Origin of the sequence: uncultured Gimesia sp. (assembly GCF_963976445.1) — a bacterium.
Taxonomy (GTDB): domain Bacteria; phylum Planctomycetota; class Planctomycetia; order Planctomycetales; family Planctomycetaceae; genus Gimesia.
Map to the genome: position 1 here is coordinate 34,223 of NZ_CAXBKP010000013.1, position 23,936 is coordinate 58,158.

Annotated in this window: 17 protein-coding genes; 9 read left to right on the top strand and 8 right to left on the bottom strand. The window is 52.6% G+C overall.

The window, feature by feature from the left end:
• Positions 1 to 42: 42 nt before the first annotated feature.
• The 3 genes from AAC022_RS15385 to AAC022_RS15395 form a co-directional block, all read right to left on the bottom strand.
• The gene (locus AAC022_RS15385; protein ID WP_339732313.1) at positions 43 to 1,668 is read right to left on the bottom strand and encodes an arylsulfatase; all 1,626 of its coding nucleotides are present in this window, start codon (positions 1,666 to 1,668) and stop codon (positions 43 to 45) included.
• Between the two features lie 63 nt (positions 1,669 to 1,731).
• On the bottom strand, positions 1,732 to 3,150 hold the full coding sequence (locus tag AAC022_RS15390) for a sulfatase-like hydrolase/transferase (protein WP_339732315.1): 1,419 nt from the start codon (positions 3,148 to 3,150) through the stop codon (positions 1,732 to 1,734).
• A 115-nt stretch (positions 3,151 to 3,265) separates the two neighbouring features.
• A complete protein-coding gene (locus tag AAC022_RS15395) occupies positions 3,266 to 4,252 on the bottom strand; it encodes a TIM barrel protein (protein ID WP_339732318.1) in 987 nt (328 codons plus the stop codon).
• Between the two features lie 227 nt (positions 4,253 to 4,479).
• Here AAC022_RS15395 and AAC022_RS15400 point away from each other — a divergent pair, with 227 nt between their 5' ends.
• Positions 4,480 to 5,781 carry a class I SAM-dependent RNA methyltransferase gene (locus AAC022_RS15400; protein WP_339732320.1) on the top strand — a complete coding sequence of 434 codons (1,302 nt, stop codon included), beginning with the start codon at positions 4,480 to 4,482 and terminating at the stop codon, positions 5,779 to 5,781.
• Between the two features lie 12 nt (positions 5,782 to 5,793).
• Here the strand turns inward: AAC022_RS15400 and AAC022_RS15405 are convergent, their stop codons facing one another.
• The 3 genes from AAC022_RS15405 to AAC022_RS15415 form a co-directional block, all read right to left on the bottom strand.
• On the bottom strand, positions 5,794 to 7,878 hold the full coding sequence (locus AAC022_RS15405; protein WP_339732322.1) for an ATP-dependent helicase: 2,085 nt from the start codon (positions 7,876 to 7,878) through the stop codon (positions 5,794 to 5,796).
• Between the two features lie 133 nt (positions 7,879 to 8,011).
• Positions 8,012 to 10,561: a DUF1080 domain-containing protein gene (locus AAC022_RS15410; RefSeq protein ID WP_339732324.1), complete on the bottom strand. Its 2,550-nt coding sequence runs from the start codon at positions 10,559 to 10,561 to the stop codon at positions 8,012 to 8,014.
• 72 nt (positions 10,562 to 10,633) lie between these two features.
• Positions 10,634 to 11,926, bottom strand: a complete 1,293-nt coding sequence (locus tag AAC022_RS15415; protein ID WP_339732326.1) for a Gfo/Idh/MocA family oxidoreductase — start codon at positions 11,924 to 11,926, stop codon at positions 10,634 to 10,636.
• Between the two features lie 188 nt (positions 11,927 to 12,114).
• Between AAC022_RS15415 and AAC022_RS15420 the strand changes: the two genes are divergently transcribed.
• On the top strand, positions 12,115 to 12,852 hold the full coding sequence (locus tag AAC022_RS15420) for an AraC family transcriptional regulator (RefSeq protein ID WP_339732328.1): 738 nt from the start codon (positions 12,115 to 12,117) through the stop codon (positions 12,850 to 12,852).
• 105 nt (positions 12,853 to 12,957) lie between these two features.
• A complete protein-coding gene (locus AAC022_RS15425) occupies positions 12,958 to 13,506 on the top strand; it encodes a pyridoxamine 5'-phosphate oxidase family protein (protein ID WP_339732330.1) in 549 nt (182 codons plus the stop codon).
• Positions 13,507 to 13,771: 265 nt separating this feature from the next.
• Here AAC022_RS15425 and AAC022_RS15430 read toward each other — a convergent pair whose 3' ends face one another.
• Entirely contained in the window at positions 13,772 to 16,162 is a 2,391-nt protein-coding gene (locus AAC022_RS15430) for a redoxin domain-containing protein (RefSeq protein WP_339732331.1), read from the bottom strand.
• Between the two features lie 302 nt (positions 16,163 to 16,464).
• On the opposite strand from AAC022_RS15430, the gene AAC022_RS15435 reads away from it, so the two are divergent.
• The 4 genes from AAC022_RS15435 to AAC022_RS15450 all read left to right on the top strand — a co-directional run bounded on the left by AAC022_RS15435 (position 16,465) and on the right by AAC022_RS15450 (position 19,764).
• Positions 16,465 to 16,902 (top strand): hypothetical protein, encoded by a 438-nt coding sequence (locus AAC022_RS15435; RefSeq protein WP_339732333.1) that lies wholly within the window; start codon positions 16,465 to 16,467, stop codon positions 16,900 to 16,902.
• Positions 16,903 to 17,081: 179 nt separating this feature from the next.
• Entirely contained in the window at positions 17,082 to 17,351 is a 270-nt protein-coding gene (locus AAC022_RS15440; protein ID WP_339732334.1) for a MoaD/ThiS family protein, read from the top strand.
• Between the two features lie 50 nt (positions 17,352 to 17,401).
• Complete coding sequence (locus tag AAC022_RS15445) at positions 17,402 to 18,517, top strand: exo-alpha-sialidase (protein ID WP_339732336.1); 1,116 nt, start codon at positions 17,402 to 17,404, stop codon at positions 18,515 to 18,517.
• An 878-nt stretch (positions 18,518 to 19,395) separates the two neighbouring features.
• Complete coding sequence (locus AAC022_RS15450) at positions 19,396 to 19,764, top strand: hypothetical protein (RefSeq protein WP_339732338.1); 369 nt, start codon at positions 19,396 to 19,398, stop codon at positions 19,762 to 19,764.
• A 41-nt stretch (positions 19,765 to 19,805) separates the two neighbouring features.
• Here the strand turns inward: AAC022_RS15450 and AAC022_RS15455 are convergent, their stop codons facing one another.
• Positions 19,806 to 21,182 (bottom strand): DUF1501 domain-containing protein, encoded by a 1,377-nt coding sequence (locus AAC022_RS15455; protein ID WP_339732340.1) that lies wholly within the window; start codon positions 21,180 to 21,182, stop codon positions 19,806 to 19,808.
• Between the two features lie 632 nt (positions 21,183 to 21,814).
• On the opposite strand from AAC022_RS15455, the gene ilvB reads away from it, so the two are divergent.
• On the top strand, positions 21,815 to 23,596 hold the full coding sequence (gene ilvB / locus AAC022_RS15460) for a biosynthetic-type acetolactate synthase large subunit (protein ID WP_339732343.1): 1,782 nt from the start codon (positions 21,815 to 21,817) through the stop codon (positions 23,594 to 23,596).
• A gap of 115 nt (positions 23,597 to 23,711) precedes the next feature.
• On the top strand, positions 23,712 to 23,906 hold the full coding sequence (locus tag AAC022_RS15465) for a hypothetical protein (RefSeq protein WP_339732345.1): 195 nt from the start codon (positions 23,712 to 23,714) through the stop codon (positions 23,904 to 23,906).
• Positions 23,907 to 23,936 lie beyond the last annotated feature (30 nt).

Here is a 23,936-nt window from a genome sequence, read left to right on the forward strand (position 1 = left end):
CCACCTGTCTCACCAAGACAACCTCGATAACATAAAAAACGGCTACTTGGGAAACACACCCACCCGTTTCGCCCACGCCTGCCACTGTGCTGAGAGATCCGAAACCATCTTCGGCTGTTTCTCAGCGAGATTGTTCAACTCCGTGCGATCCTGTCCCACGTTATAGAGTTCCCACTTCTCAGGCTGTAAACCTTTTGCGGGAGACACCCCGCGGCCCACCAGTTTCCAGTCGCCAGCTCGCACGAACGCGTTGTTTTCATGTTCGATAAACAGCGGCGCGGCACGGTTCAGACTTTTTCCCTGCATCGCCGGCCTCAAAGAAACGCCATCCAGAGCATGGATTTTATTGCCGGCAAACGTTGCGGGATATTTCGCTCCCGCCACATCAACAAGCGTCGGCATAATGTCGATCAGCTGTGCTGGTTCTGTGTACCATTCCTTGCGCGGCTTGATCTGTGCCGGCCAGTGCATCAGGAACGGCGTCGAAGTTCCCCCTTCGTGTGCATAATGTTTAAACAGGCGGAACGGCGTGTTTGAAGCATTCGCCCACGCTTTGCCGTAACTGTTACTATGCTCTTGATTACGATTCTCAATATTGAAAAATCGCCCGCGCCCCAGCGCAGGCCCTTCAGCACACGCGCCATTATCCGACAGAAACAGGATCAGCGTGTTGTCCAACTGCTGATTTGTTTTGAGCCATTCGACCAGTTTGCCGATGTTCTGATCCATACGGTCCACCATCGCCGCATAGACAGACATCTTCAGATCCATCTCATTCTGTTTCTTCTTATCCAGTGAGTCCCACGCGGGAGCCGCTGTGTAGCGCGGCGATAATTTTGTATGCGCCGGCAACAGACCGAGTTCCTTTTGCTTTGCCAGACGCTGCTTACGGAGTCGATCCCAGCCGATTCGATACTTGCCGCGATATTTTTTGATCTCCTCTTCGTGCGCCTGCAGCGGCCAATGGGGTGCAGTATACGCGAGGTACAGAAAAAACGGTTTATCCTGTTGCGATGCATCCTGCTGATGTTCTTTGAGGTCACGAATCGCGTAATCGGTAAAGGCATCGGTCGTATAAAAGCGACGGTCCGTCGTGCTCGCAGGCGTCTTGATATGTTCATTCCCCAGCGTCATGCCCCGTGGTTCCTCCGGATAAAAGAACCGTGTCGCCCCCGAGATGCAGCCGAAATATTTTTGAAAGCCTCGCTGCAGCGGCCAGCAATCCTGTGCATTAAATCCCAGATGCCATTTCCCCGTCATATACGTTGCATAGCCGGCGGCCTGCAGCACTTCCGCCACCGTTACACACTCACGATTCAAATAACCCTGATAAGCGGGCGGCCTGGAATTGCTACGTGGATTGTTCGGCGGATCGGTCATCCAGCCGATCCCCGTCTGATGTGGATGCAGGCCCGTCATCAAAGTGGCTCGGGTCGGACAACAGCGGGCCGTATTATAAAACTGCGAAAACCGCACGCCGCCTGCAGCCAGTGCATCAAGATGAGGCGTTTCGATTTCTCCGCCGTAACAGCCGATATCAGAAAAGCCCATGTCATCGACCATGATCAGAATGATATTCGGCCGCGCGTCTTCCGCCGCATTGACGCGGGAAGTCATCAGCAGAAACAAAACGAGCGTAAAACTGAAGAGCGCTTTCAGAGACGGCATGTCGTTCTTTCTTTAGAGGTAATATTAATGGAGCAGGGGAGCCTAACGGTTGAAGAATCTTGTTTAATAATCGCGTCCCTGGTTACTGTTCGCACACGATTTGATCCAGCGTTCCAACTCGGTTTGATACTGTTTCACCAGTTCAGGATGGGTTTCGGAAACATCGGTCGTTTCCCCCGGATCAGCGAGTAAATCAAACAACTGATACTGATCATTCCCCCGCTTACGGGTACGTAGCAGCTTATACTGCTGCGTCATCCAGGCAGCGTTGTTTTGAAATTGAAAACCGATCGGCTGTCTACGTTCCTGCAGGTTCTGTTCTAACACGGGGAGCAGATTGATTCCATCCAACGGTCGATCTTCAGGAATCATTAACCCGGCGGCAGCCAGAATCGTCGGTAGATAATCGCTGGTGACCATTGGAAAACGGGTTTCGGTACCGGGTTGAATGTTGCCCGGCCACTCCAGGAGTGCCGGCACACGAATGCCCCCTTCGGTCAAATCCCGTTTGCGTCCTCGAAACGGCCCCGCTGAACCGGGCGCACTGGCTTTTCCTTCCGGCCCATTGTCCGAACAGAACCAGAGCATCGTATTTTTAGCGACAGCCAGCGATTTTAACTGCGCCCGCAGCCGTCCCACCTGCTCATCCATGGCGGTGATACAGCCAAAATAATTCGCGTGATTGAGATCGTATTTCGCATACAGCTTCCGATAATCGGGACCGGCGACCACCGGGAGATGCGGTGTATGAAACCAGATCACACAAAAAAACGGTTGCTTCTCCTGCACACTCTGTTTGATGAAAGGCACCGCTCGGTCCATGATAACCCGCGAATCATCGCCACGCAGATTGTCGTTCACGATCTCGCCCACTGCATTCCAGTAATGCGTGCCGTACGGCTGACTTGGGCTCTCTTCCGTCAACGCCGCCCAACCTTTACCTGATGCTTTCCCCTTTGGCTTCCGCATCGGGTCCCAGGTGGGGACCTTCGCTTCCGTCGAGAAACAGACTTCAAACCCGTTCTGCCAGGGGGGTGAAAAGTGATCTGAATTCTTAGGGCCGCCTCTGTTCGAATCGCGGGTTGTTTTCGTGAGCGTTCCCAAATGCCATTTCCCGAAGTGCCCCGTGCGATAACCCACGGTTTTCAATGATTCCGCCAGCGTCTGTTCCTGCGGCTTCATGTGCCCCGTATTCGCATGCACAATTCCATAGCGAAACGGATTCCGGCCTGTCAGACAGCTTCCTCGCGTTGGACTGCAGACCGGAGCCCCGGCGTAAAAGCGTTTGAGATTCATCCCGGCCCGCGCCATCGCATCCAGGTGCGGCGTGCGAATGATCTTATTCCCGTTAAAGCCGGTATCTCCCCAGCCAAGATCATCGCACATAATCAAGATCACGTTCGGTTTTTCAGCCGCGTGTGCGTCAAACGAGAACAGACAACCGAGCAAACAAACCAGTACGATAATGAATTTCGGAAACATCAACAGCGCCCCATTCTGAGCGGAATGGCGCCAGCCACCGTTTTAAAACAGACCTGCAATCACAACCGGCAGCTAGCGCCGTGCCGCTCAGTTGATTTGGGAATCTCAATCAATCTTACTGCCACAACGAACGGAAATATTTGGCATCGACGGCAGTCTGTGCCAGACATTCCTGCGTTGAAAGTTCCTTCCAACTGTGTCGGCCTTTATACTCGCTGTGCAGGGAAAACGTACCTTCGTAACCCAGCTCGCGCAGGGCAGCCACATATTTCGGGATCGGGGAAATGCCATCTGCCACCGGCACCGTTTTCACTTCCCATTTCTGATGTCCCTGTTTGTCTCGGCCTTCGCCTCGTTCCCAGGAAAAGTTCTTGACGGCACACAGAGCAATCCAGGGTGCTAATAAATCGAGTCCCTGACGCCAACCGTCGCCGCTTCCTTCTTTGACCATGTGCAGCATGTCGACATACGCGCCGACTTCCTGCGGCGAATAATCCTGAATCAACTGATACAACTGTGTTCCGTGTGAAGGAAGAAACGCATTTGAGTGCACATGCACGCAAGGCAGCACATTATATTTTCCCGCCAACTTCGCGACCTTGCCGATTTTTTTCGACGTTTCTTTCAGCTGTTGTGCCAGGGTGCCGAATTGTTTGTAGCGATAGTAACCAATCTTGACGCGATCGATGCCCTGTTCTTGCGCCGTCGCCAGAATACGTTCAGCGTTTTTATCGGGCTCGTCGATCATTGTGGTCAGGTACAGGATTTTCACGCCCGCCTCTTTCGCCGCCGCACACGCCTCGGGCAGTTCCTTCTCCGCATTTTCAGGGAGAATGTGTCCTTTGGGGCGAACCGTCAGATCGAGGCCGTCCAGACCGATCGATTTGAACGCCCGGCAGACTTCGGGGATCGGCATATCCTGAAAGCTCTTGGTGAACGCGCCCAGTTGGTAGCCGCTGGCGGGTTTCGCTTTCTTGGTCTCACCGGCCTGTAAACTCGATAAACCGCTGGCAACTGCTGTACCCGCTAATACATTCAGCGAGGCCTGTTTCAGAAAATCACGGCGTGGGAGCCGATTATGAGGGGGAAGAGCATTCCGCATGGTAAAAACCTTCTCTATGATTCATTGTCGGGTAGAATTCAGTTGGGGTCGTTTTATATTAGACTGTGTCCAGTTTTACTGTAGCGTTTCCAAGGCCATTTGGACCGAGTCTCTTAGATTGAAACACGCTCTGGTTAAATGGGATACGCTCTAGTATGATCACCGACCGGCCCTTTTTCTACCGGATTTACCTGTTTTACTGAAATCGAAAGCGATACCCCGTTCGTATGTCTGAGCCACTCACACTTGTTGCCACCTCCGCCTTTGGTCTGGAAGCCGTGGTTTCACGCGAATTAAAACAACTGGGATACGAAGATCAGACGGTCGAAAACGGGCGCGTTACCTTTCAAGGCGATCTGGAAGCAATCTGCCGCTGTAATCTCTGGCTCCGCAGCGCCGACCGGGTGATGATCTGTCTGGGCGAATTCTCGGCACTCGATTTCGATGACCTGTTCGAGGAGACCCGCGATCTGGAATGGGAACGCTGGCTCCCCCCCTCTGCGAGATTCCCTGTCCGCGCGTCCGCCGTCCGTTCAAAAATCAACAGCGCCAAAAACTCTCAGAAGACGGTCAAGAAAGCAATCGCCTTACGCTTGAAGGATCAATACATCAAAGACTGGTTCCCCGAAGACGGCCCCCTATACTCCGTCAACGTGTCAATTCTGAAAGACCGGGCGTCGATCTGTGTCGACACCACCGGCCCCAGTCTCCATAAACGTGGCTATCGCAAGCTGGTCGCCGGTGCCCAATTGAAAGAAACACTGGCAGCAGGACTGATTCAACTTAGCTACTGGAACCGGGAGCGGGCCTTTGTTGATCCCTGCTGCGGTTCGGGGACGATCCCCATCGAAGCGGCTTTGATCGGTACGAACACCGCGCCGGGCATCAATCGCGAATTTGCCTGCGAAGGCTGGCAGCAGTTCCCTGAGGAGATGTGGAAAGAGGCCCGCGACGAAGCCCGCGATCTGGAACGCAATGATCTCGCCTTTCGTCTGCAGGGTTACGACATTGATCCCGCGATGATTCGCATGGCCCGCTATCACGCAGAACAGGCGGGCATGGAGGACTTCATTCATTTTCAGGAACAGCCTCTCTCCGATTTCAGCACGCCCCGCAAGTATGGCTGCATCATTACTAACCCGCCGTATGGCGAACGTCTGGGAGAAAAAGAAGACGCCGAAGTCATCTACCGCGAAATGAAACGCGTCTTCGAGCCGCTGGAAATGTGGTCGATTTATGTGCTGACTTCGCATCCCGGCTTTGAACGCATCTTCGGACAAAAAGCCCGACGTCGCAAATTGTATAACGGCGGCATTGAATGCACCTACTATCAATTCCCCGGTCCACCCCCGCCACGCAAAAAAACGCCCTGGGACAAAGCCAAAGCTTCGGAAGTAGAAACGGAAGAAACAGCGACAGAGCCAGAAGCGACTGATTTAAACCCCGTTGACGCAGAGACAACAGCCGTCGAACCAGCAGACGTGGAACCGACGAATGAAGAAGTGTCCCGCGAAGAAGAATCAACCTGAAACGATTTGCGGTCAAGCGGTCCACATGTTGCGGATATTTTTACGGATGTCTTCCGCCGTCGTTTCAATCTGCGCTTCCTGTGGTGTATCCAGATCCTCGGCGTTGAACGCCGGTCGCCGCTGAAACAGCGAGAGCGTTTTTGAAGAGACAAACCGCGTTAACTGTGCATAACTATGGGCCTGATTCCAGCGACGGTTCTGAAAATACTGACGATGGGGAAAACAGACATAGAGCCAGTTCTTCGCCCGTGTCAGCGCGACATAAAACAGTCGGCGTTCTTCGTCGATTTCGTCTTCACTCTCCAGTGACATCTCAGAAGGAATGCTTCCGTCGGCAGCCTGCAGCACATAGACGGCGTCCCACTCCAGTCCTTTCGATGAATGAATCGTGCTTAAAACCAGAAAGTCATCGTCGGTCTTGTCGCTGCCGCTCGCGACATCCTGAGTCGAACTGGGCGGATCGAGGGTGATCTCTTCCAGAAAACTCATGCGACTACTGAACCGGTTGGCGACCTGTTCCAGTTGTTCCAGATCGCGCTGGCGAGCTGCTGCGTTGTCATACTGCTGATCCAAGAGTGGCGAGTAAAACGTGCGCACCTGATGCACTTCTGCTGAGATGCCTTTTTTTTCTGATTGTGGTGAAGCGAGGTTTTTCATCAGCCGCACGAATAGCGGCCAATGCTCGACCGTCGCTGCCGGCGGTTTGAATTCAGACCACGTGTCAAACCGAAACTGGGATTCCGCCAGCAGGTTGAGTAACTGCTGCGCTTTCTTTTGACCGATGCCCGGTAGCAATGTTAATACACGCAGACCGGAAACCGCATCACGGGGATTTTCTGCGAGTCTCAAATACGCCATCATATCTTTAACGTGCGCGGTCTCAATAAATTTTAACCCACCATATTTGTGATAGGCAATGTTACGGCGAGCCAGTTCGACTTCCAGCGCCAGACTGTGACTTGAAGCCCGAAACAGCACCGCCTGCTTCTGCAGGGGAATGCCGGCTTCCCGGTGTTCGAGTACCTGCTGCACGACGAAGTCGGCCTGCTCGTTGTTGTCGCTGCAATCCACGATGAAGGGGGCTTCGCCTATAATTTTGGACGACCACAAGTTTTTCTCATACCGTTCATGGGCTTCGTCGATAATCTGGTTCGTCGCCTGCAGAATCGGTTGTGTACTGCGATAATTTTCTTCGAGCGTGACGATGGTCGTGCCCGGATAGTCCTGCGGAAAGTCCAGAATGTTTCGCACGGTCGCCGCCCGAAAGGAATAGATCGACTGCGCATCGTCACCGACGACCGTCAGGACCTCTCCCTCGGGACTGAGGTTTTTCAGAATGCCCGACTGCAGAATGTTCGTGTCCTGATACTCGTCGACCAGAACCGCTTCGAACTGGCCGCGTAACAGTTTGCCGCCTGCGGGATCAGCGACGAGGGCATGCCAGAACAGCAGCAGGTCGTCATAATCGAGAATGTTCTGTTTTTCTTTCCGATCAACGAACGCCTGAAACAGTTTTTTGAGATCGTCCACATGCTCCAGGCACCAGGGGTAATGCCGTTCGAGAATGGGGTCCAGCTTCGAGCAGGTATTTACACAGCGGCTGTAGATTTCCAGCAGCGTTCCTTTACGCGGAAATTTCTTTCCGTTATTCCCCAGCTCCATTTCGCTGCGAATGGCGCTGATTAGATCTTCGGCGTCGCTGCGATCGATGATCGTAAAATCATCAGGCAAGCCGATCGCCTGGCCGTATCGTCTGAGCAATCGAGCCGCCGTTGAGTGGAAGGTGCCTCCCCAGATACTGCGCGAGCGCGCCGTTGCCGCCGAACGTTCGCGGCCTTCGCCCAATTCGCGCAACAGATTATCGACGCGACGGATCATTTCATTCGCGGCGCGTCGGGAGAACGTGAGCAGCAAAATCCGACTGGGATCAATGCCTTGCGAGATCAGATACGCGACCCGATGCGAAAGCGTGGTCGTTTTCCCCGTACCGGCACCGGCGATAATCAGCAACGGACCAGAATCGTGACAGGCAGCCGCCTGCTGTTCCTGGTTGAGCTGTTTAAAAAGTTCTTCAAGTTCTTGGGGGATTTCTGACATCCGTGCCTCGCCGAGGTCATGAGAGAGTGCTGAACTGCTTATTCTCTATTTTCGCGGCAGAGACCGTGATCGCAAGGGGCGGATATCAAAAATGTTGCTGAACGATTGTTTTTCCCGTAATTCGGATCGCTGATCACAGTTCCCGCAGTCGAACATTGCGATACTGCACCTGATTCACCAGGTTTCCGTGAATCTGCAGTGCGATAATGCCCTTCAGCGGGATAGTGGAATCTTCTTCGGTGAAGTCGACCGTCTGCACGCCGTTGATCCAGAGTTGAATCCGCGGGCCTTCACAGCGAATGCGGTACGTATTCCAGTCATCCATGCGGACAGGGAAATCACGTTGTTTCGCTGGGGGACCAGCCAGAATCTTTTTACGGCGTGATTCATCATACAGACAGCCCCAGTAACCGGTGCCGAGGTCGGCCTGATAGCCGCTGACTTCGTGATGATCGGGAATTTCTGCGGTCCGAATCTGCACACCTGCGTTCGTTTTGTCGCCAAGCAGTTTGAATTCGAGTTTGAGTTCGAAGTCGTCGTACTCTTTATTCGAACGCAGAAACTCGTTGCGTTCGACATTTTCTGTCAGGCTGCCAGCGACGATCTCGCCGTTTTCGATGCGGAAGATTTTTTCATTGCCGTGCCAGCCCGCGAACGATTTCCCGTCAAACAGAGATTCAAAACCAAGCCCCTGTTCGTTCTGTTTCGCTTGCGCCTTGACTCGGTCCCGTTGTTGTGCGGCCCGTTGTTTGAGATTGGCATTTGCCGTCGTGGCAACCACCTGCTGCAGTGCGTTCAGCAGGAGATCATCTTCAATCGGTGTGCCTCGCTCAGCCCAGGAGACAATGATAGCGGCGGCTGACACATTAAGTTGTTTGTCACCGAGTAATTCAATTGTATAACTCACCACCTGCGGCGTGGGATTACGACGCAGAACTTCGAATACGAGTTTCTTTTCATCGTTGCGTTCCGCATTTGCCAGCGTGTTGCGGCAGACTTCCAACCGCTCTGCGGGCGTCATATTGAGCTGACGGGCGACACGGATGTAACCACGCAGAGCGCGAATTTTGTATTTGCGGTTCTCCAGATTTTTCGCCAGATCTAATAACGGCGGCGCGACGTCTATCGTCACCCATTTCCCGAGCAGGTCGGTAGCGGTATTCTGCAGCGCGTCTTCATTGGAATGGGCCGCTTTCACGACAGTTTTCAGCGCTGTCTCACCACCAATGGCCGCCAGTTGTTTTAGCAGTTCCTGCTGTTGTGCTATCGAAGCCCCTTCCATGGCGGCTGCCAGTGTATTCGCCGCTGCTTCCAGAGGCAAACGAGAGCAGGCCGCCTTGAGGGCATTGCCGGTGGTGGCATCACTGGGATTCTTTAAAGCGAGTGCAATCAGTTGCGGCAGATCGGCGGACGACGTCGTACCGCCTAGTGCGGCGATGGCGGTCTGTTTGACTTCAGGATTCGCGTGGTTGACCAGTTGCAGAACAGTCGGCGTCAGCGAACTGATGCGGCATTGACCCGCCAACTGCAGGCCCACCAGTTGCTGCTGAAGTGCTTCGTTTTCCACCAGCTTGCGTGTGTTTGCTTCAATCAATGATTTGACTTTTGCGGAAGGCTGACTGGAATTGAATGTCGCTATCACGGCTTCCGCGGCGGCTCCGATTTCAGAATTGTTTTGTTTCACCAGACCAAACAGGTCATTTAAAACCTGAAGCTGGGCACTTTCATCCAGAGCAGAGTCGAGTTCGCCCAGAGAATAAATCGCCTGCAGTTTGAGCGGCTCAGAACCTTTGCTTGCTGCTTCGCGGATCAGAGGCAGTGCTGCAGGATCGTGCGCGAGACTCAATGCGGCGATCAACAGTGCTTTGCGTTCGTCAGAGAGACTTTTGTAAGCGTTGACTAAAGTAGGGGTTGCCTGCTTGCCCAGATCGCGGGCTGCCTGCAAACCGAAGCGGAAACGCGGCAGGTCTTCTGACTTCAGTTCCTCTGCCAGGAGATCCAGGCCCGCTTTACCTTGTACTACAATCGTCAGTTGTGTCGCCGCCAGATTGATATTTTCTGGCAGGTCTGCCTTGCGAACGGCTTCTGCGAGCGCGATTGCCGTTTTCTTGTCTTTTTCAGCCAGCGAACGGGCACACATCAGACAGGCGAAACCGACTTCGTTTTGGACTTTCGCATCCCCTTTGCCGATGGCCGCCTGTAATGCTGTTGCGGCTGATTTTGTTCCAATCGCACCCAGAGCATGGGCGGCTGCGATCGCGACTTTTGTATTCTGATCGGCGAGCAGGGGAGTCAGGTCGCCGACCGCCTGTTTGTCTTTTCGCTTGGCAATGGAGTTGATCACGCCCACCAGCAAGTTGCCTTTGACGGTTTTCAACGCGTCTCGCAACGCTTTGTCTGCCGCAGGACTGGGAATGTTTTCCAGAGCCGAGCGGGCATACGTCGCCAGTTTTTCATCGCCCAGATATTTCGCGATCACTGGGACTGACTTGGCATCGCCAATCGCTGCCAGACGACGGCAGGCCATTGCTTTGTCATAAGTGTCCGCATCGGAATTCAGCACCTTGACCAGACGGACTGCTTCCGGTGCTGTGTTAGGTTGATCGTCTGCTTGAACAGACGCCGTGTTGACCAGCAGACAAACGGTAAAGAGTAGAACAATAAAAGTCTTCAAAGCAGACATGAGCACAAATTCCTCAAGGGAAAGAACGTGTTTTATGAGAATTTAAAAATCAGTTGTGAATCAAGCAGCCGCTTAAACGGTCCACGGTTCCCGCATCGCACGGCTCCGCATTCGGTTGGCTTCGTCATCGTTCACAAATTCTTCCGTCACTGGATCGAACTGCACTTTGCGACCCAGTTTCCAGGCAATCGCCGCAGCATGACAGGCGATGTGCGAGCGGGCCATGACATCTTCATTGGCGGCCGGCTGCGAACGGGTTTTCACACAGTTAAAGAAATCACGCACATGAAATTTAGGGGATGTTCCCGGAATCGAACTAGGTGAGGGAAGCGACGCTCTGAGCTCATCTGAAGAAACAGCCGTCTGACCGGAATCGCCGGTTTCGACCCAGCCTGCTTCGCCTTCGAACCGCACGGGGCAGGTTCCCAGACCCATCCAGCCGTTGCGACGCATGACGAGTTTCACGCCATTTTCATACATGCATTCGATGACATTGTCGTTGGGAACATCTTTGGGTTCGTACGTCACCGGCATCGTGTTGTCAGCGTCGAGCGCCCACTGGCAGATATCCAGCGTGTGTGCACCCCAGTCAAGCAGTTTCGCACCGGAATCGAAATCGTAATGTCCGCGCCAGGCGCCGTCGACATAAGCGTGGTTATAAGGCCGCCACGGTGCAGGGCCGAGCCACATGTTCCAATCGACGACTTCCTGATCAGGCTCTGGTTCGGTGGGTAGCCAGTCATGACGGTCGATCAGTTGATAGATCGAAGCGTGTACGGTATGAATTTTCCCAAGCTGTCCCGTTTGGGCCAGTTTCGCAGCGTGGCCAAAGTTAGACACATTGCGGCGTTGTGTGCCTGCCTGGAAGACGCGTCCGGTGCGCTGAATCGTCTGCTGCAGTCGTCGGGCGAGTTCAATGGAAATCGCACACGGTTTTTCGGAGTAGACATCTTTACCTGCTTCCGCGGCCATCATGGAAGCGGTCGCATGCCAGCGGTCGCCGGTCGCGATCAGGACCGCGTCGATATCATCGCGGGCCAGCAGTTCGCGGAAGTCACGATAGGTATCGCATTTCTGGTCGCCGTTCTGTTTGTCGGCCATTTCCTTGACGGTTTTGCGCTGGTCCGCACGAACGTCGGCGATGGCGACAAAACGGACATCGGGCTGTTCGAGCATGTGGCTCAAGACATAGCCACCACGTCTGCGAATGCCGATGCCCCCCAGATTGATCCGTTCGCTGGGAGCGACGGTTCCATTCAGTCCGAGCGCGGTGCCGGGAATGATTGTCGGAACCGAGAACACCGTACTTGCCGCGGCTGCGGTTTTCATGAAGTCACGACGATTGAGCGCACTTGGTTTCGTCATTAGATTCTCCTCGTAAGCCATTTTGAAATGAGCCGAGTTTGTGTATGTCATTATGAAAGATAATCGCGGGTTGATCAAACAAGTAATTGACTTGTTTCGTTAATTGTAATGCTCCCGGTGGTGTGCGTCTTGGAAATTCGAGGCGATTTTGTGTATATTTGGCGCATTCTCGTTTTAGAAAAAATACCATGCCGACCTCGATTCAATCTCAATTTTTCGAAAATGTCCCCGGAATAGAGCAAACCTGCCGCCTGTTTGCGCATTTGCCCGATGTGTATCTGGTGGTGAAAGACGCCGAGGGACGCTTCATCAAACATAATCGGGCTCTGTTGAACTGGCTCAAAGTTGATGATGAGCATGAACTCATCGGCAAGACCGATTTTGATATTCATCCCCGCGATCAGGCCGAAGCGTATCAGCGGGAAGACCGCCGCGTGAGGGAAACGTGCGAGCCGCTGGTCGATCTGGTACATCCGGTAACGGGCGGCGAAGGAGCGACGTCCTGGTTTCAGGTGATCAAGGAGCCGTTATTCGATAAACGGGGGAAGGTCGCGGGTATTGTCGGCATGATGCGCGATTACCGCCGGGCCGGGCTGGCGATTGCCCCGTATCTGGAAATGCAACGGGTGTTTGATCATATCAACGATCATTTTCAGCGAGAGATCGTGGTGCAGGAACTCGCATCGCTGGTCGAGCTTTCAACCAGTCAATTTCAACGGCGGTTTCGAAAACTGTTCCATACCAGCCCCGCCAGTTATATCAATCACGTGCGTATTCAAGCCGCCTGCCGTCTGTTGACCAACACGACCGATACGATTTCGCAGATCGCCAACCAGACCGGCTTTTATGATCACAGCCATTTTTCGAAGGTTTTTAAGGCACAGACCGGCGTGAGCCCCACCGTCTATCGGCGGCAATATCAGTAGACTCCGATCTATCGCCCTGAACCAATTTTGCCCGAGAACGGTCTGTCTGTTATCATTCGTCAATGCATTTCTCATTTCTCTCCTTTTAGACAGAGCAGACATCCAATGGGATCACAGTTATCAGAACTGTCAGACAAACTAACTGAATTCATCGCCAATCAAAAGCTGTTTTTCGTCGGCACCGCAACGGCGGAGAGCCGGATAAACGTCTCTCCCAAAGGCATGGATGCATTTCGCGTCTTGGGGCCGAATCGTGTGATCTGGCTCAACGTCACCGGCAGCGGCAATGAGACGTCAGCCCATATCCAGGAAGACGGCCGGATGACGGTGATGTTCTGTGCCTTCACAGGTAAGCCGCTGATCTTACGGCTTTACGGACAGGCACGGGTGATTCATCCTTACGATGCCACGTGGGATGAACTATTCGCGCACTTCCCTTCCATCCCCGGTGCCCGGCAGGTATTCGATATGAATGTCGACCTGGTTCAGACATCCTGCGGCATGGGTGTACCTTATTATGATTACGTCGAAGAACGCGAGCAACTCACCACCTGGGCCACCAAACAGGGCCCCGAAGGTCTGAACCAGTACTGGCACGACAAAAACCAACAAAGCCTGGACGGCATTCCGACGCACATTCTGGAAGAGAAGTAGTAGGAAATTTGATCAGGGGTTACCCATATAAATATTTCATGGGTGGGCTCGAATGCAATTCGAGCCGAGCGCAGCGAGCAGGAAATTGACAGAGAGATAGTGTGAAAAAGTAAGGACGAAGTTTCTAGATTTGTTCAAGGAATGTGATCGGTTCATACTCCTGCGAATGTCGAACCCGTCATTTTCCTGTTGCCTGCGGCAATCCCGAATTGCATTCGGGACCACCCTCGAACCTTCTCTTGAGATGGAACGTTCCAGCCGTAGTTCAAAAAATATCCAGTTGCATTCCCGTCCACTTGGCCTTTTTCGGTAAGAGCCGTTTTGCTTCTTTCAACACGAATTTCGGGTCCATGAAGGGTTCGTAGCTGATGTCCTGCCAGAGAACATTTCCGTCGGCATCGATGATGAAGGTGCCGTGCAGAGGCTGTTTTTCGAAATCGTCAAACACGTGGAAGGTTTTGAAGACATCCAGCTTGTCATTGGAAAACAGCGGGATTGGCAGGTCACCTTTGTCGTAGTTTTTGATCGACGTTTTCAGACCTTCCTGATTGTCGGTGCTAATCGCCATTAACGGAATACCTGCTTTTTCGAATTCATGCACCATCGGGGCGAACGCCTGCAACTGTTCGGCACAGTGCAGACAACTGAAGCCGAGATAAAAGATCAACACGTGCGGCTTGCCACGAAATTCTTTTGCGCTGCGTTGTTTGCCGGTCGCGTCTTTGAGCTGCCAGGTGGGTGCGGGCGATGGCTTCCAGCGGAAGGGGCCCAGTGTTTTCAGGTCGGGTCGGTCTCCGACATCGCTGGCGGCGACCGCTTCGATTCGCCAGTCTGTTTCGAAACTGAGTTCTTTCGCGATCGGTGCCAGTCGAACAAACAGGGGCACATCCAGGTCGATGGTCGCAGAGAGTTCTTGTAGTTTCTCAAACTCCTTTTTCGCAGGTTCTTTTTTATCCGCCTGCCAGAGCAGTTCCACCAGCGTCGCTTGCGGCTGGACTTCGTTTTTGTGTGAGCCAATCAGCTTCCGCAAGGCTTTTTCTGCTTTCTCCGCTTCACCTGATTTCCAGAGTACGGAGATCAGATAGACTTCGTCCGCGCCGCCCGCTTTTTTCAATAGTTTGTGACCTGACTTGAAGTCGCCGGCAGCGATCGCCTGATGCCCTTTTAAGGCGTTGATCGGGCGTTCCAGTTTTTTGATTTTCGCTGCAAACGATTTACCAGCTTTTTCAATGGCTGCCTGAGTTCCTTTCGTCACTTTCTCAGTTTTTGAAGCCCCCGGCTTTTGTGCTACAACCGGACTGGATTCTCTGAGTTTTAATGCAGCCGCCTGTTCTGCCTGTTTCTTCTCAGCCTGTAATTTGTCGAGCCGCTTCTGTAATTTTGCCAGTTGGGCGTCGCCGTCTTTTGTATTTCCCTTTGCATAGTACGCCAGTCCCAGATAACGCAGGCGGTTGACCTGTTCGTCTTCAACATCGGTTGGCTCAAGATAAGGGGTCTGGCTGAGTGCAATCAGTTCGTCCCACAGTTCATAGGTGCGCAAAACCTGCAGTAGACGCATACGGCCGTACTTTGCACTGCCCCTTTTTTTAAACGTGTTGTATTTCGGATGCTGCGGAAGTTCGATCATATTTTTGGCAAGTGCGACGGCATCGTGTACGCGGCCGATGAAAATTAGATTGCGAATCAACCATTCGTTATTGTGCGCATAATTATGAATCTGGTCGGGCATGACAACGTCGCGCATCATGTGGGCGTGATCCACGCGGGCCGAGGCTTCCTGCTGCCAGACCGCATCCTGATAGCGATTGAGTCGTGAATAAATATGGCCGGGCATATGCCACATGTGGGCGATGCCGGGTGAGGACTGCCCGCATTTCGCAGCCGAGGTGAGGGCCATCTCCGGTTTGCGGTGATCCCAGAGATGGATGCGATAGTGGTGCGCGGGATGCAGCGGATTCTTCGCGAAGATATCCTGCAGCAGTGCCTCGGCGGCAATATAGCTTGTGCTGGAAGAACGCGTGTTATACAGATGGACTGCCAGAAACGCTTTCGCTTCCAGATCATCGGGGAAATCCAAAATCAGGTTTTCCATTGCTTTGGTGTAAGCGTCGTTTCGTTCTTTGGACTTTTTCTTGTCGGCGTTGATATACGCTTCAAGGGCTTTGATGTACTGCTTTTCGCGCGGGCTGGCTTTGTCGATGCGTTTGTTGGCTTGTTCGATGAAGCCTTTGGCTCGTTTGCTGTTTTTCAGATTACACATCGCAGCGCCCCAGAACGCCATGGCGCAGTCCGGGTCTAAATTCGCCGCGTGTCGGAAAGAACGTTCGGCTTCCAGATACCAGAAGCCATGCAACTGACCTAATCCCTGATCCAGGAATTTCTGTGCTTCGGGATTTTTGACGGTCACATCAAAGTGAACGTCTCCCGTATTGCCCATCAGGTAGGCAGCCCGCCGCGGACCTTCGTTGAAGACTTCACCATGATACGAATGGCCGGCCAGAATTTCTTCCGCTTTGCTGGTCTCTTTCTTGGCATCGCTGGCTGCTGCTTTGTCGGCACTCCAGACGATGGTGTTAGACAGGAACAGCAGGGCGGTTACCGTCATGAGAGACGAACAAGTTTTACGAAGCGAAGCGGGCAGGAAGAGTTTCAGCATGGACCACTCTTATGAGTCAGAGGAATCAAAGTAATTTTCAGGCGAGAATCATGTACACAGGGTTTAATTTTACCGAAGCCACTTTCCGAATGTCGATAGCCGAGGGCGATTTCACGAAGCAAATACCGGAAAGATGTTGATTGCAGGCAATGCCTGTTTTTGACAGAACGCCTCAGTCTTGTATAATCATTCCATGTCTTACAACAGATGAAACCCTAATCGCGTCGCTTGTGCTATCTTTCGGTATGATTGCAACTTAGCCAGCAAAGAGTGAGACAATTATCAACGAAAAAACAGTTCCCATGACCGGAAATCCTGACTCATCTCCCAATTCAAGATCCAACCAGCTAAAATCGGCACCACGTATTTACGTCGATGCAGAGGACGAACTATTAGATAACAGCACTGCGGTTCGGGTTCTTGGCGTGGTCTGCCTTACCCTTGGGTGTTGGATGGGCTATGACAACGTTTACAAACCTTTGACGCTGGCGCTTGCAAATCAACAGTCATTCTCCATTCACTCCGGGACAGTCGGAATTTCGTTTATCGGGATCATCTGTGGCGTTATCATGCTCATTGCTGGGCGACATGCTCGTAAGATATTGCTGGACCGTTGGCGGAATGCTACACCGTTGAAGGTGTTAATTACTTTTTCAATCGTGGCTGCCTCAATCGCTTTTGATCATTATTTTGAGCAACTCCTGTCAGGTCTCGGCTATGTCATCACGCGTTTGCCATAGCAAAAATGAAGCTGAATACCGAATCGCCCCCATTCGATTTCTGATACCAAGGCTGCTCTTCAAATATCGTTGGCTGGGAACGATGCTATTGCAGGAAAGATGTAGATTGATTGATCTAGTCAATCCACAGCGTAAATTCATTTGCCTCTCGAATTTGTACAGTGTAGCATACGCAGATTATGGTTCGTGTTTGTTTTACCGCCAATTTGGAACGTCATCTTTCCTGCCCTGAAGCCACGGTTTCCGGAGCATCGGTCCGCGAAGCGCTGGATGCGGTGTTTGAAACTCAGCAGCAGTTAAAGGGTTACGTACTTGATGATCAGAACCGCCTGCGTCAACACATGGTGATTTTCGTCGACGGCAAGACGATTATTGACCGGGTGCATCTCAGCGATGCGATTTCACCCGACAGCGAAATTTATGTGATGCAGGCACTCTCCGGCGGCTAACAACTCGTTCTTCTTTGATACAACTGCAACCAGATTGAAAGGTGCCTGGTATGAGTTCTCCGGTTCACATCGCGACGCGTAAAGGCCTGTTCCGAATTGATCGAAGTTCGAATGGCTGGAACATCAGTCGGCATGATTTCGTGGGTGAGAACGTCTCAATGGTGTTACATGATTCGCGGGATGGTACAACGTACGCCGCGTTGAACCATGGTCACTTTGGTGTGAAGCTGCATCGCAGTACTGATGCGGGAGAGAACTGGGAAGAGTGTGCCGTGCCTGTTTATCCGGAAGGGTCTACGAAAGGGGCGGACCCCTTTTCCCCGGACAGCGAACCGAAGCCGGCCAGCCTGAGTGAAATCTGGTCTCTCGAAGCCGGCGGCGCCGATCAACCGGGACGGCTCTGGTGTGGTACAATTCCCGGCGGCCTGTTTCGTTCTGATAATCGTGGCACATCATGGCAGTTGGTGGAATCGTTATGGGATCTGCCCGAACGCCAAGAATGGTTTGGTGGTGGCAAAGATGATCCTGGCATTCATTCGATCTGCGTGCATCCGGAAAACAGCCAACATGTGGCAGTCGCGATTTCCTGTGGCGGCGTGTGGGTGACAGACAATGACGGGGAAAGTTGGTCCTGTAAGGCAGACGGCATGTATGCAGAATACATGCCCCCCGATGAGGCTCATAGCCCCAATATTCAGGATGGCCATCGGATGGTGCAGTCGCCGTCTCACCCCGAAACTTATTGGGTGCAGCATCATAACGGCGTGTTCCGCACCACCGACGGCGCCAATTCGTGGCAGGAAGTGACCGGCATTCAACCTGCCAAGTTTGGCTTCGCCGTCGCCGTGCATCCCAGGCAGCCGGAGACCGCCTGGTTTGTTCCCGGCGTCAAAGATGAGTGCCGCGTTCCCGTCAATGGGAAGTTTGTCGTCGCCCGCACAACCGATGGCGGCGCGACTTCCGAAGTGCTGACCAACGGTCTACCCGGTGAGCAGAGCTATGACATTGTGTATCGACATGCGCTTGATATCGATGAAACCGGCAATTGTCTCGCCGTCGGATCGACGACTGGCAACCTCTGGATTTCCGAAGACGGCGGCGATCTGTGGCAGTCGATCTCGACGAATCTGCCGCCGATTTATTGCGTGCGGTTTGTAAAAGCATAGTCGAAATTAGCGTGTCATTTCTCTGGAATATTGCGAATGATATCGACTTACATCAGCGCTGTCCCGCCCCTGTCGGGCAAGCCGACAGGGGCACCCGGAGGGTAGTTTCATACCCGATGATGTTCGGGGTTGGGAACAGTTCGAAATTCAGTTGGTTTCTCTGACAGTTTCCTGTTGTCTGCGACAATCACGGATTTCATCTGCGACCACCCGGTTGAATGTCGGGATATTGCTGGTTCGCCCGTCCGCAGGGACCTGCAATAGACAGTACTTCTTTGAACAGGTAGGATGAATTCGACAATTCACTTCACTTTCCCTTCAGATCCAATCGGAGCGATGCTGATGACTGCCCCGGAACCGCCTACTGACACAACGCCTGTTTCTTCGGAACCAAAGCACATGCTGGCTCCCCTGATACAGTCGTTACCAGTTGCATACATCGTGTATTTTTTTCTGATCCTGGGGTTTGTTCTGTCAACGCTTCTGTTTCTATATCAGGTTCGCGGTGAAGTCGAACCGGGGGTTCTCCTGATCGATTCCCGCATCGGCCGACTGGAAGTCTTTGGCCACTTATTTCGCGCAACGGCATTTCTGCTGCTGGCCTGGTCACTACGTAAATACCTCTCAAGCCTGCGCGGCATCCGACGTAATGAACCAAACGCTTTTGAGAAGTTTGTCAATGCTTCACGATCCTGGTGGAATGCCGTTTTTTTCAGCGTGCTGCTGATTCTGGTTTACGGGGGCTGGGCATTAATTGTGCACCTCGATCCCTTCTGCTATCTACCAGGTGGAATATATATTCTCCTCCAGGAAACCCCAGCGATGATTATGCTGGCGGATCTGAAATTCTGCAGAGTCAGTCACAACCAGAAGTTCAAGTGGAATTTTATCTGGCAGAAACCAGCCCTGGGGAGGGACTGCAGGAACGCACCGTGGAATCAATCGGTAGATCGATCTGGCTGCCCACCAAACCAATCTTGTTCAATGAGAACTTCCTGGAAGCCAAGGTAGAACTGGACCGGGATCAGTTACCCCTCATCACCATGAAGTTGAATAAGGAGGGAGAAGCAATCCTCAGCAAAGCGAGTCGAGAGCATTTGAATAAACCACTGGCGGTAGTCGTCGACGGAGAAGTCATCATGGCCCCCATCATTCGCGCGCCGATGGGTGCCGAGGTTATGATCACAGGCATCAAAACCATGGACGAAGCGAAACGGATTGCACGTTCTCTCTCCGGCAACAAATAACCTCTTCACTCTGACAGATCAGCCCCCCGTTAGCGCCAGTTTCAACCGAGTTCGGGGATCGGTTTTCCTGTAGGAAGAATTGGCATCGGGCGGCCGCTGTGGTCGAGGAAGGCGTGTTCCTGATCAATGCCCAGGAACCGATAGACGGTGGAGAGCAGATCGTTCGGATCCAGTTTGTTATCTTTGGCGTATGCGCCGTTCGATGTAGTAGAACCGATGACTTGTCCCATGTTCATGCCGCCGCCGGAAACCAGAACCGACATCGAGCCGGGCCAATGGTCACGGCCGGGTTGCATGGTTTTAGAACGGGTTCCCTTTTGTGGGTTGATGCGCGGCGTGCGTCCAAATTCGCCGGTGACAATCACCATCACTTTTTTATCCAAGCCCCGTTCGTAGATGTCTTCGATCAGTGCTGAAACGGCGCGGTCAAAGATCGGCAGGCGGCCTCGCATGTCGTCATACAGGTGACCATTCACCGCGTGAATGTCCCAGTTGCCGGCACAGCCTGGTATGCCCGGGTTCTGCATCTGCATCGTGACAAAGCTACTGCCCGCTTCAACAAGTCGGCGGGCCAGCAGAGCACGTTGGCCCCATTTGTGACGGCCATATTTGTCGCGGGTGGTATCACTTTCCTGCGAGATATCAAACGCATTGCGGGCTCGATCACTGGTCAGCATTTCCAGAGCACGCGTGTTGAATTTATCAATCGACTTTAACGAACCGTTCTGATCGAGGTCGCGGCGCATCTGGTCGAATGACGTTAATAGCGCCACCCGGTCATCAAGACGTTCCTTGAGTTTGTCATCGATGGTGATATTGGGAACCCGAAAACTGGGAAGATTCGGGTCGGAACCGACGACGAACGGTAAAGCCGACTCGCCTAGATAGGAACTTCCGCCGCCATACACACGCGGTTGATTTCCGATATAATTCGGTAGCCCATTATTTACGTGGTCTCGCATTTTTGAAACGATGGGACCGATTGTAGGAAACTGAGAAATCGGTTCCAGTGGTCTGAGTGGATCACGGCCAGAAAGAAACCGGCCTGCACCGCCGGCATGATTGGCAAAGCCGTGTGAGATGGAACGGATGATAGAGAACCGGTCTGCCACCTTCGCATGCAACGGCAGCATTTCGCAGATATCCATACCCGGAACGTTGGTATGAATCGGATTAAATTCTCCCCGATATTCCACCGGTGCATTCGGTTTCATATCGTAGGTTTCCATATGACTGGGTCCGCCTTGCAGCCAGATGAGGATCACCGAGGTATCTGGAGTGGTTTTCGCTGATGAAGCGGCGGCCGCTCTCAGGCGGAGTAAATCGCTTAATCCCAGACCTCCCAGAGTGAGAAATCCTGCCTGGAGGAATGAACGTCGTGATTGAGTGACTTGGATCGAGTTTGTGGGACGACTCATGCTCAACACCTCGACTCGCTACATTAAGGGAAGGATTGATTGTGGAGGGATTCGAATTCATTCGCGATTCAGCGTCTCTTTAATAGAGGTCGGCAGCACTGCGTAAACAAATTCATTTAAATACTCGCTTATATATCATACCAATCAGAAATCACTCTCGCAAACCTTTCCTGGCAGAATGGTCACTTCAAGTGAATTCGCAAAGACAAATACGACACAACCTACTTAAAAATAAGGACTTAGGAATCAACATTGACCATAAAAGGTGAAGCGTGTTGGTGCTCATGAATCTGTCCAGGCAGAACAGTGGCCCAATTGATGCAACCGAAACAGACCCTGTAACCCATTGCGAGAAGGCAACTAACGCGAATCTCTCTGCACGAAAATTGGATTCTGAGCAGGAAATGACTCGTTATTGTCCTGGAGAGAAGATAGAATTAACCGCAAATCGGTTCTTGAATTTCCAGAACGAACATCGGGCGTACGAGGTGCGTCTACATGTTGGACCGTTTTGGTAAACGGGAATTGTTGATCAAAAATGAAGTCGGGTTCCGCAACGGAATCGCGCTGGTTGATCATTTGAAACGAATTATTTGAGACCTTAGAGATCATCGAAACAGAAGGGTGAAACAGTGGCCACTGCCAACGAAAAAGAGACGCAAACTACGACAATCAATGGCGCTGAGATTCTGGTTCAGGCATTGGTGCGGCAGGGCGTGAAGACGATCTTTGCTTATCCTGGCGGTTGTAGCATGCCCCTGCATCAGGCATTGATTAAATATAAAGACGAGATTCGGACTCTGCTCCCTCGTCACGAACAAGGTGGCGGTTTCGCCGCTCAGGGAATTGCCCGCACTACGGGTGATGTCGGAGTCTGCATGGCGACCAGTGGTCCCGGTGCAACCAATCTCGTGACCGCGCTGGCAGACGCTAAGCTGGACAGCATCCCCATGGTGGCGATTACCGGACAGGTGCCTCAGGCCGTGATCGGCAGCGATGCGTTCCAGGAAACACCGATGGTCGAAATTTCCCGGGCGATCACCAAACACCATTACATGGTGACAGACGTCAAAGATGTCGCTCGCATTGTAAAGGAAGCTTTTTTCATTGCGAACACCGGACGCCCCGGCCCGGTTCTGATTGACTTCCCTAAAGACTGTCAATTGGCCACACTCGATGCAGAACCAGATTACGATCCCGAAACCTATCTGCCCGGTTACCGTCCCGAACTGCGGAAAGCGGCTCCTGAGCAGATTCGTCAGATTCTGGCAGCCATCAAACGCTCCAAAAAACCGATCCTGTATGTCGGTGGCGGTGCGATCATTTCCGACGCTTCTGAAGAGTTGATCAAGTTTGCACATCGCACAAACATCCCGGTTACCACGACGGTAATGGGACTGGGAGTCTTCCCCGGCGATGATCCCTTGTGCCTCGACATGCTGGGCATGCATGGTACGGTTTACGCTAACTATGCTGTCAATGAAGCCGACCTGCTGCTGGCCTTCGGCGTGCGGTTTGATGACCGTGTGACTGGGAAGCTGGAAGAGTTCGCCAAACACGGCAAGATCGTGCACGTTGATATCGATCCTTCCGAATTACAGAAAAATAAGGAAGCCCACATCCCAATCAACGCGGACCTGAAAAATGTTCTGCAAGGGTTGAACGAAGCCATCACCGATGATGACCTGCCTCAAGTTGACGACTGGTTGATCCAGGTCAACGCGTGGAAGAAAAAATACCCGCTGAAATATCCAGATCTGGGAGACGTACTCTCACAGCAATACGCGATTCACGAACTCTGGAATCAGACCAAAGAGAAAGATCCCTACATCACTGTAGGCGTTGGTCAGCACCAGATGTGGGCGGCCCAGTTCTATAAATTCAACAAACCACGCCACTGGCTCAGCAGTTCCGGACTGGGAACAATGGGCTTTGGTCTGCCCGCAGCGATGGGCGTTCAGGCGCAATTCCCAGATTCACTGGTTGTCGACATCGATGGTGACGGCTCCATGCTGATGAACGTGCAGGAAATGGCCACGCTCCACACGGAAAAACTGCCGGTCAAAATTCTGCTGCTGAATAACCAGCATTTGGGCATGGTAGTCCAGTGGGAAGACCGTTTCATGGATGGGCGACGTGGACACACCTATCTTGGCCCCGTGGATCACCCCGAAGCAGAAGGCAAAGGCGATGGTTCGCATGGCATAGAAACCTATCCCGACTTCGTCTCGATCGCCAAAGGTTTTGGTCTGCAGGCTAAGCAGGTTCGCTCGAAAGCTGATTTCCCGGCAGCGCTGGCAGAGATGCTGGCATCAGACGGTCCTTATCTGCTGGACGTGATCTGTACGTATCAGGAACATGTGCTGCCAATGATTCCCAGTGGCGGTACTGTCAACGATATCATCATTGAGTGACCTGTCAGATGATTGAACGAAACCGTTGTGGTCTCTGTTTAAATTACAGTAACCACACGGTTTCCGACTGTCTTGCGGTGAAAGACTATTCAATCCTTCATCAGGAGTGACACGTATGTTGTTTGCTGCTCAGATTCCACAAGAGCCCGGATACCTGGTCGGTTGGGGCTCTCTGGCTTTAATCAACGCAGGTCTGGCACAGGGTAAAAACCGGAGTGGATTGAACTGGTTTCTGCTATCCCTGATACTGGGGCCTATTGCTACATTCATTTTAGTTGCACTCTGCGATAAGTTACCCGGCTCTCCTTAAAGTCAAAAAAAATCGCCTCGCAAGGGTGGA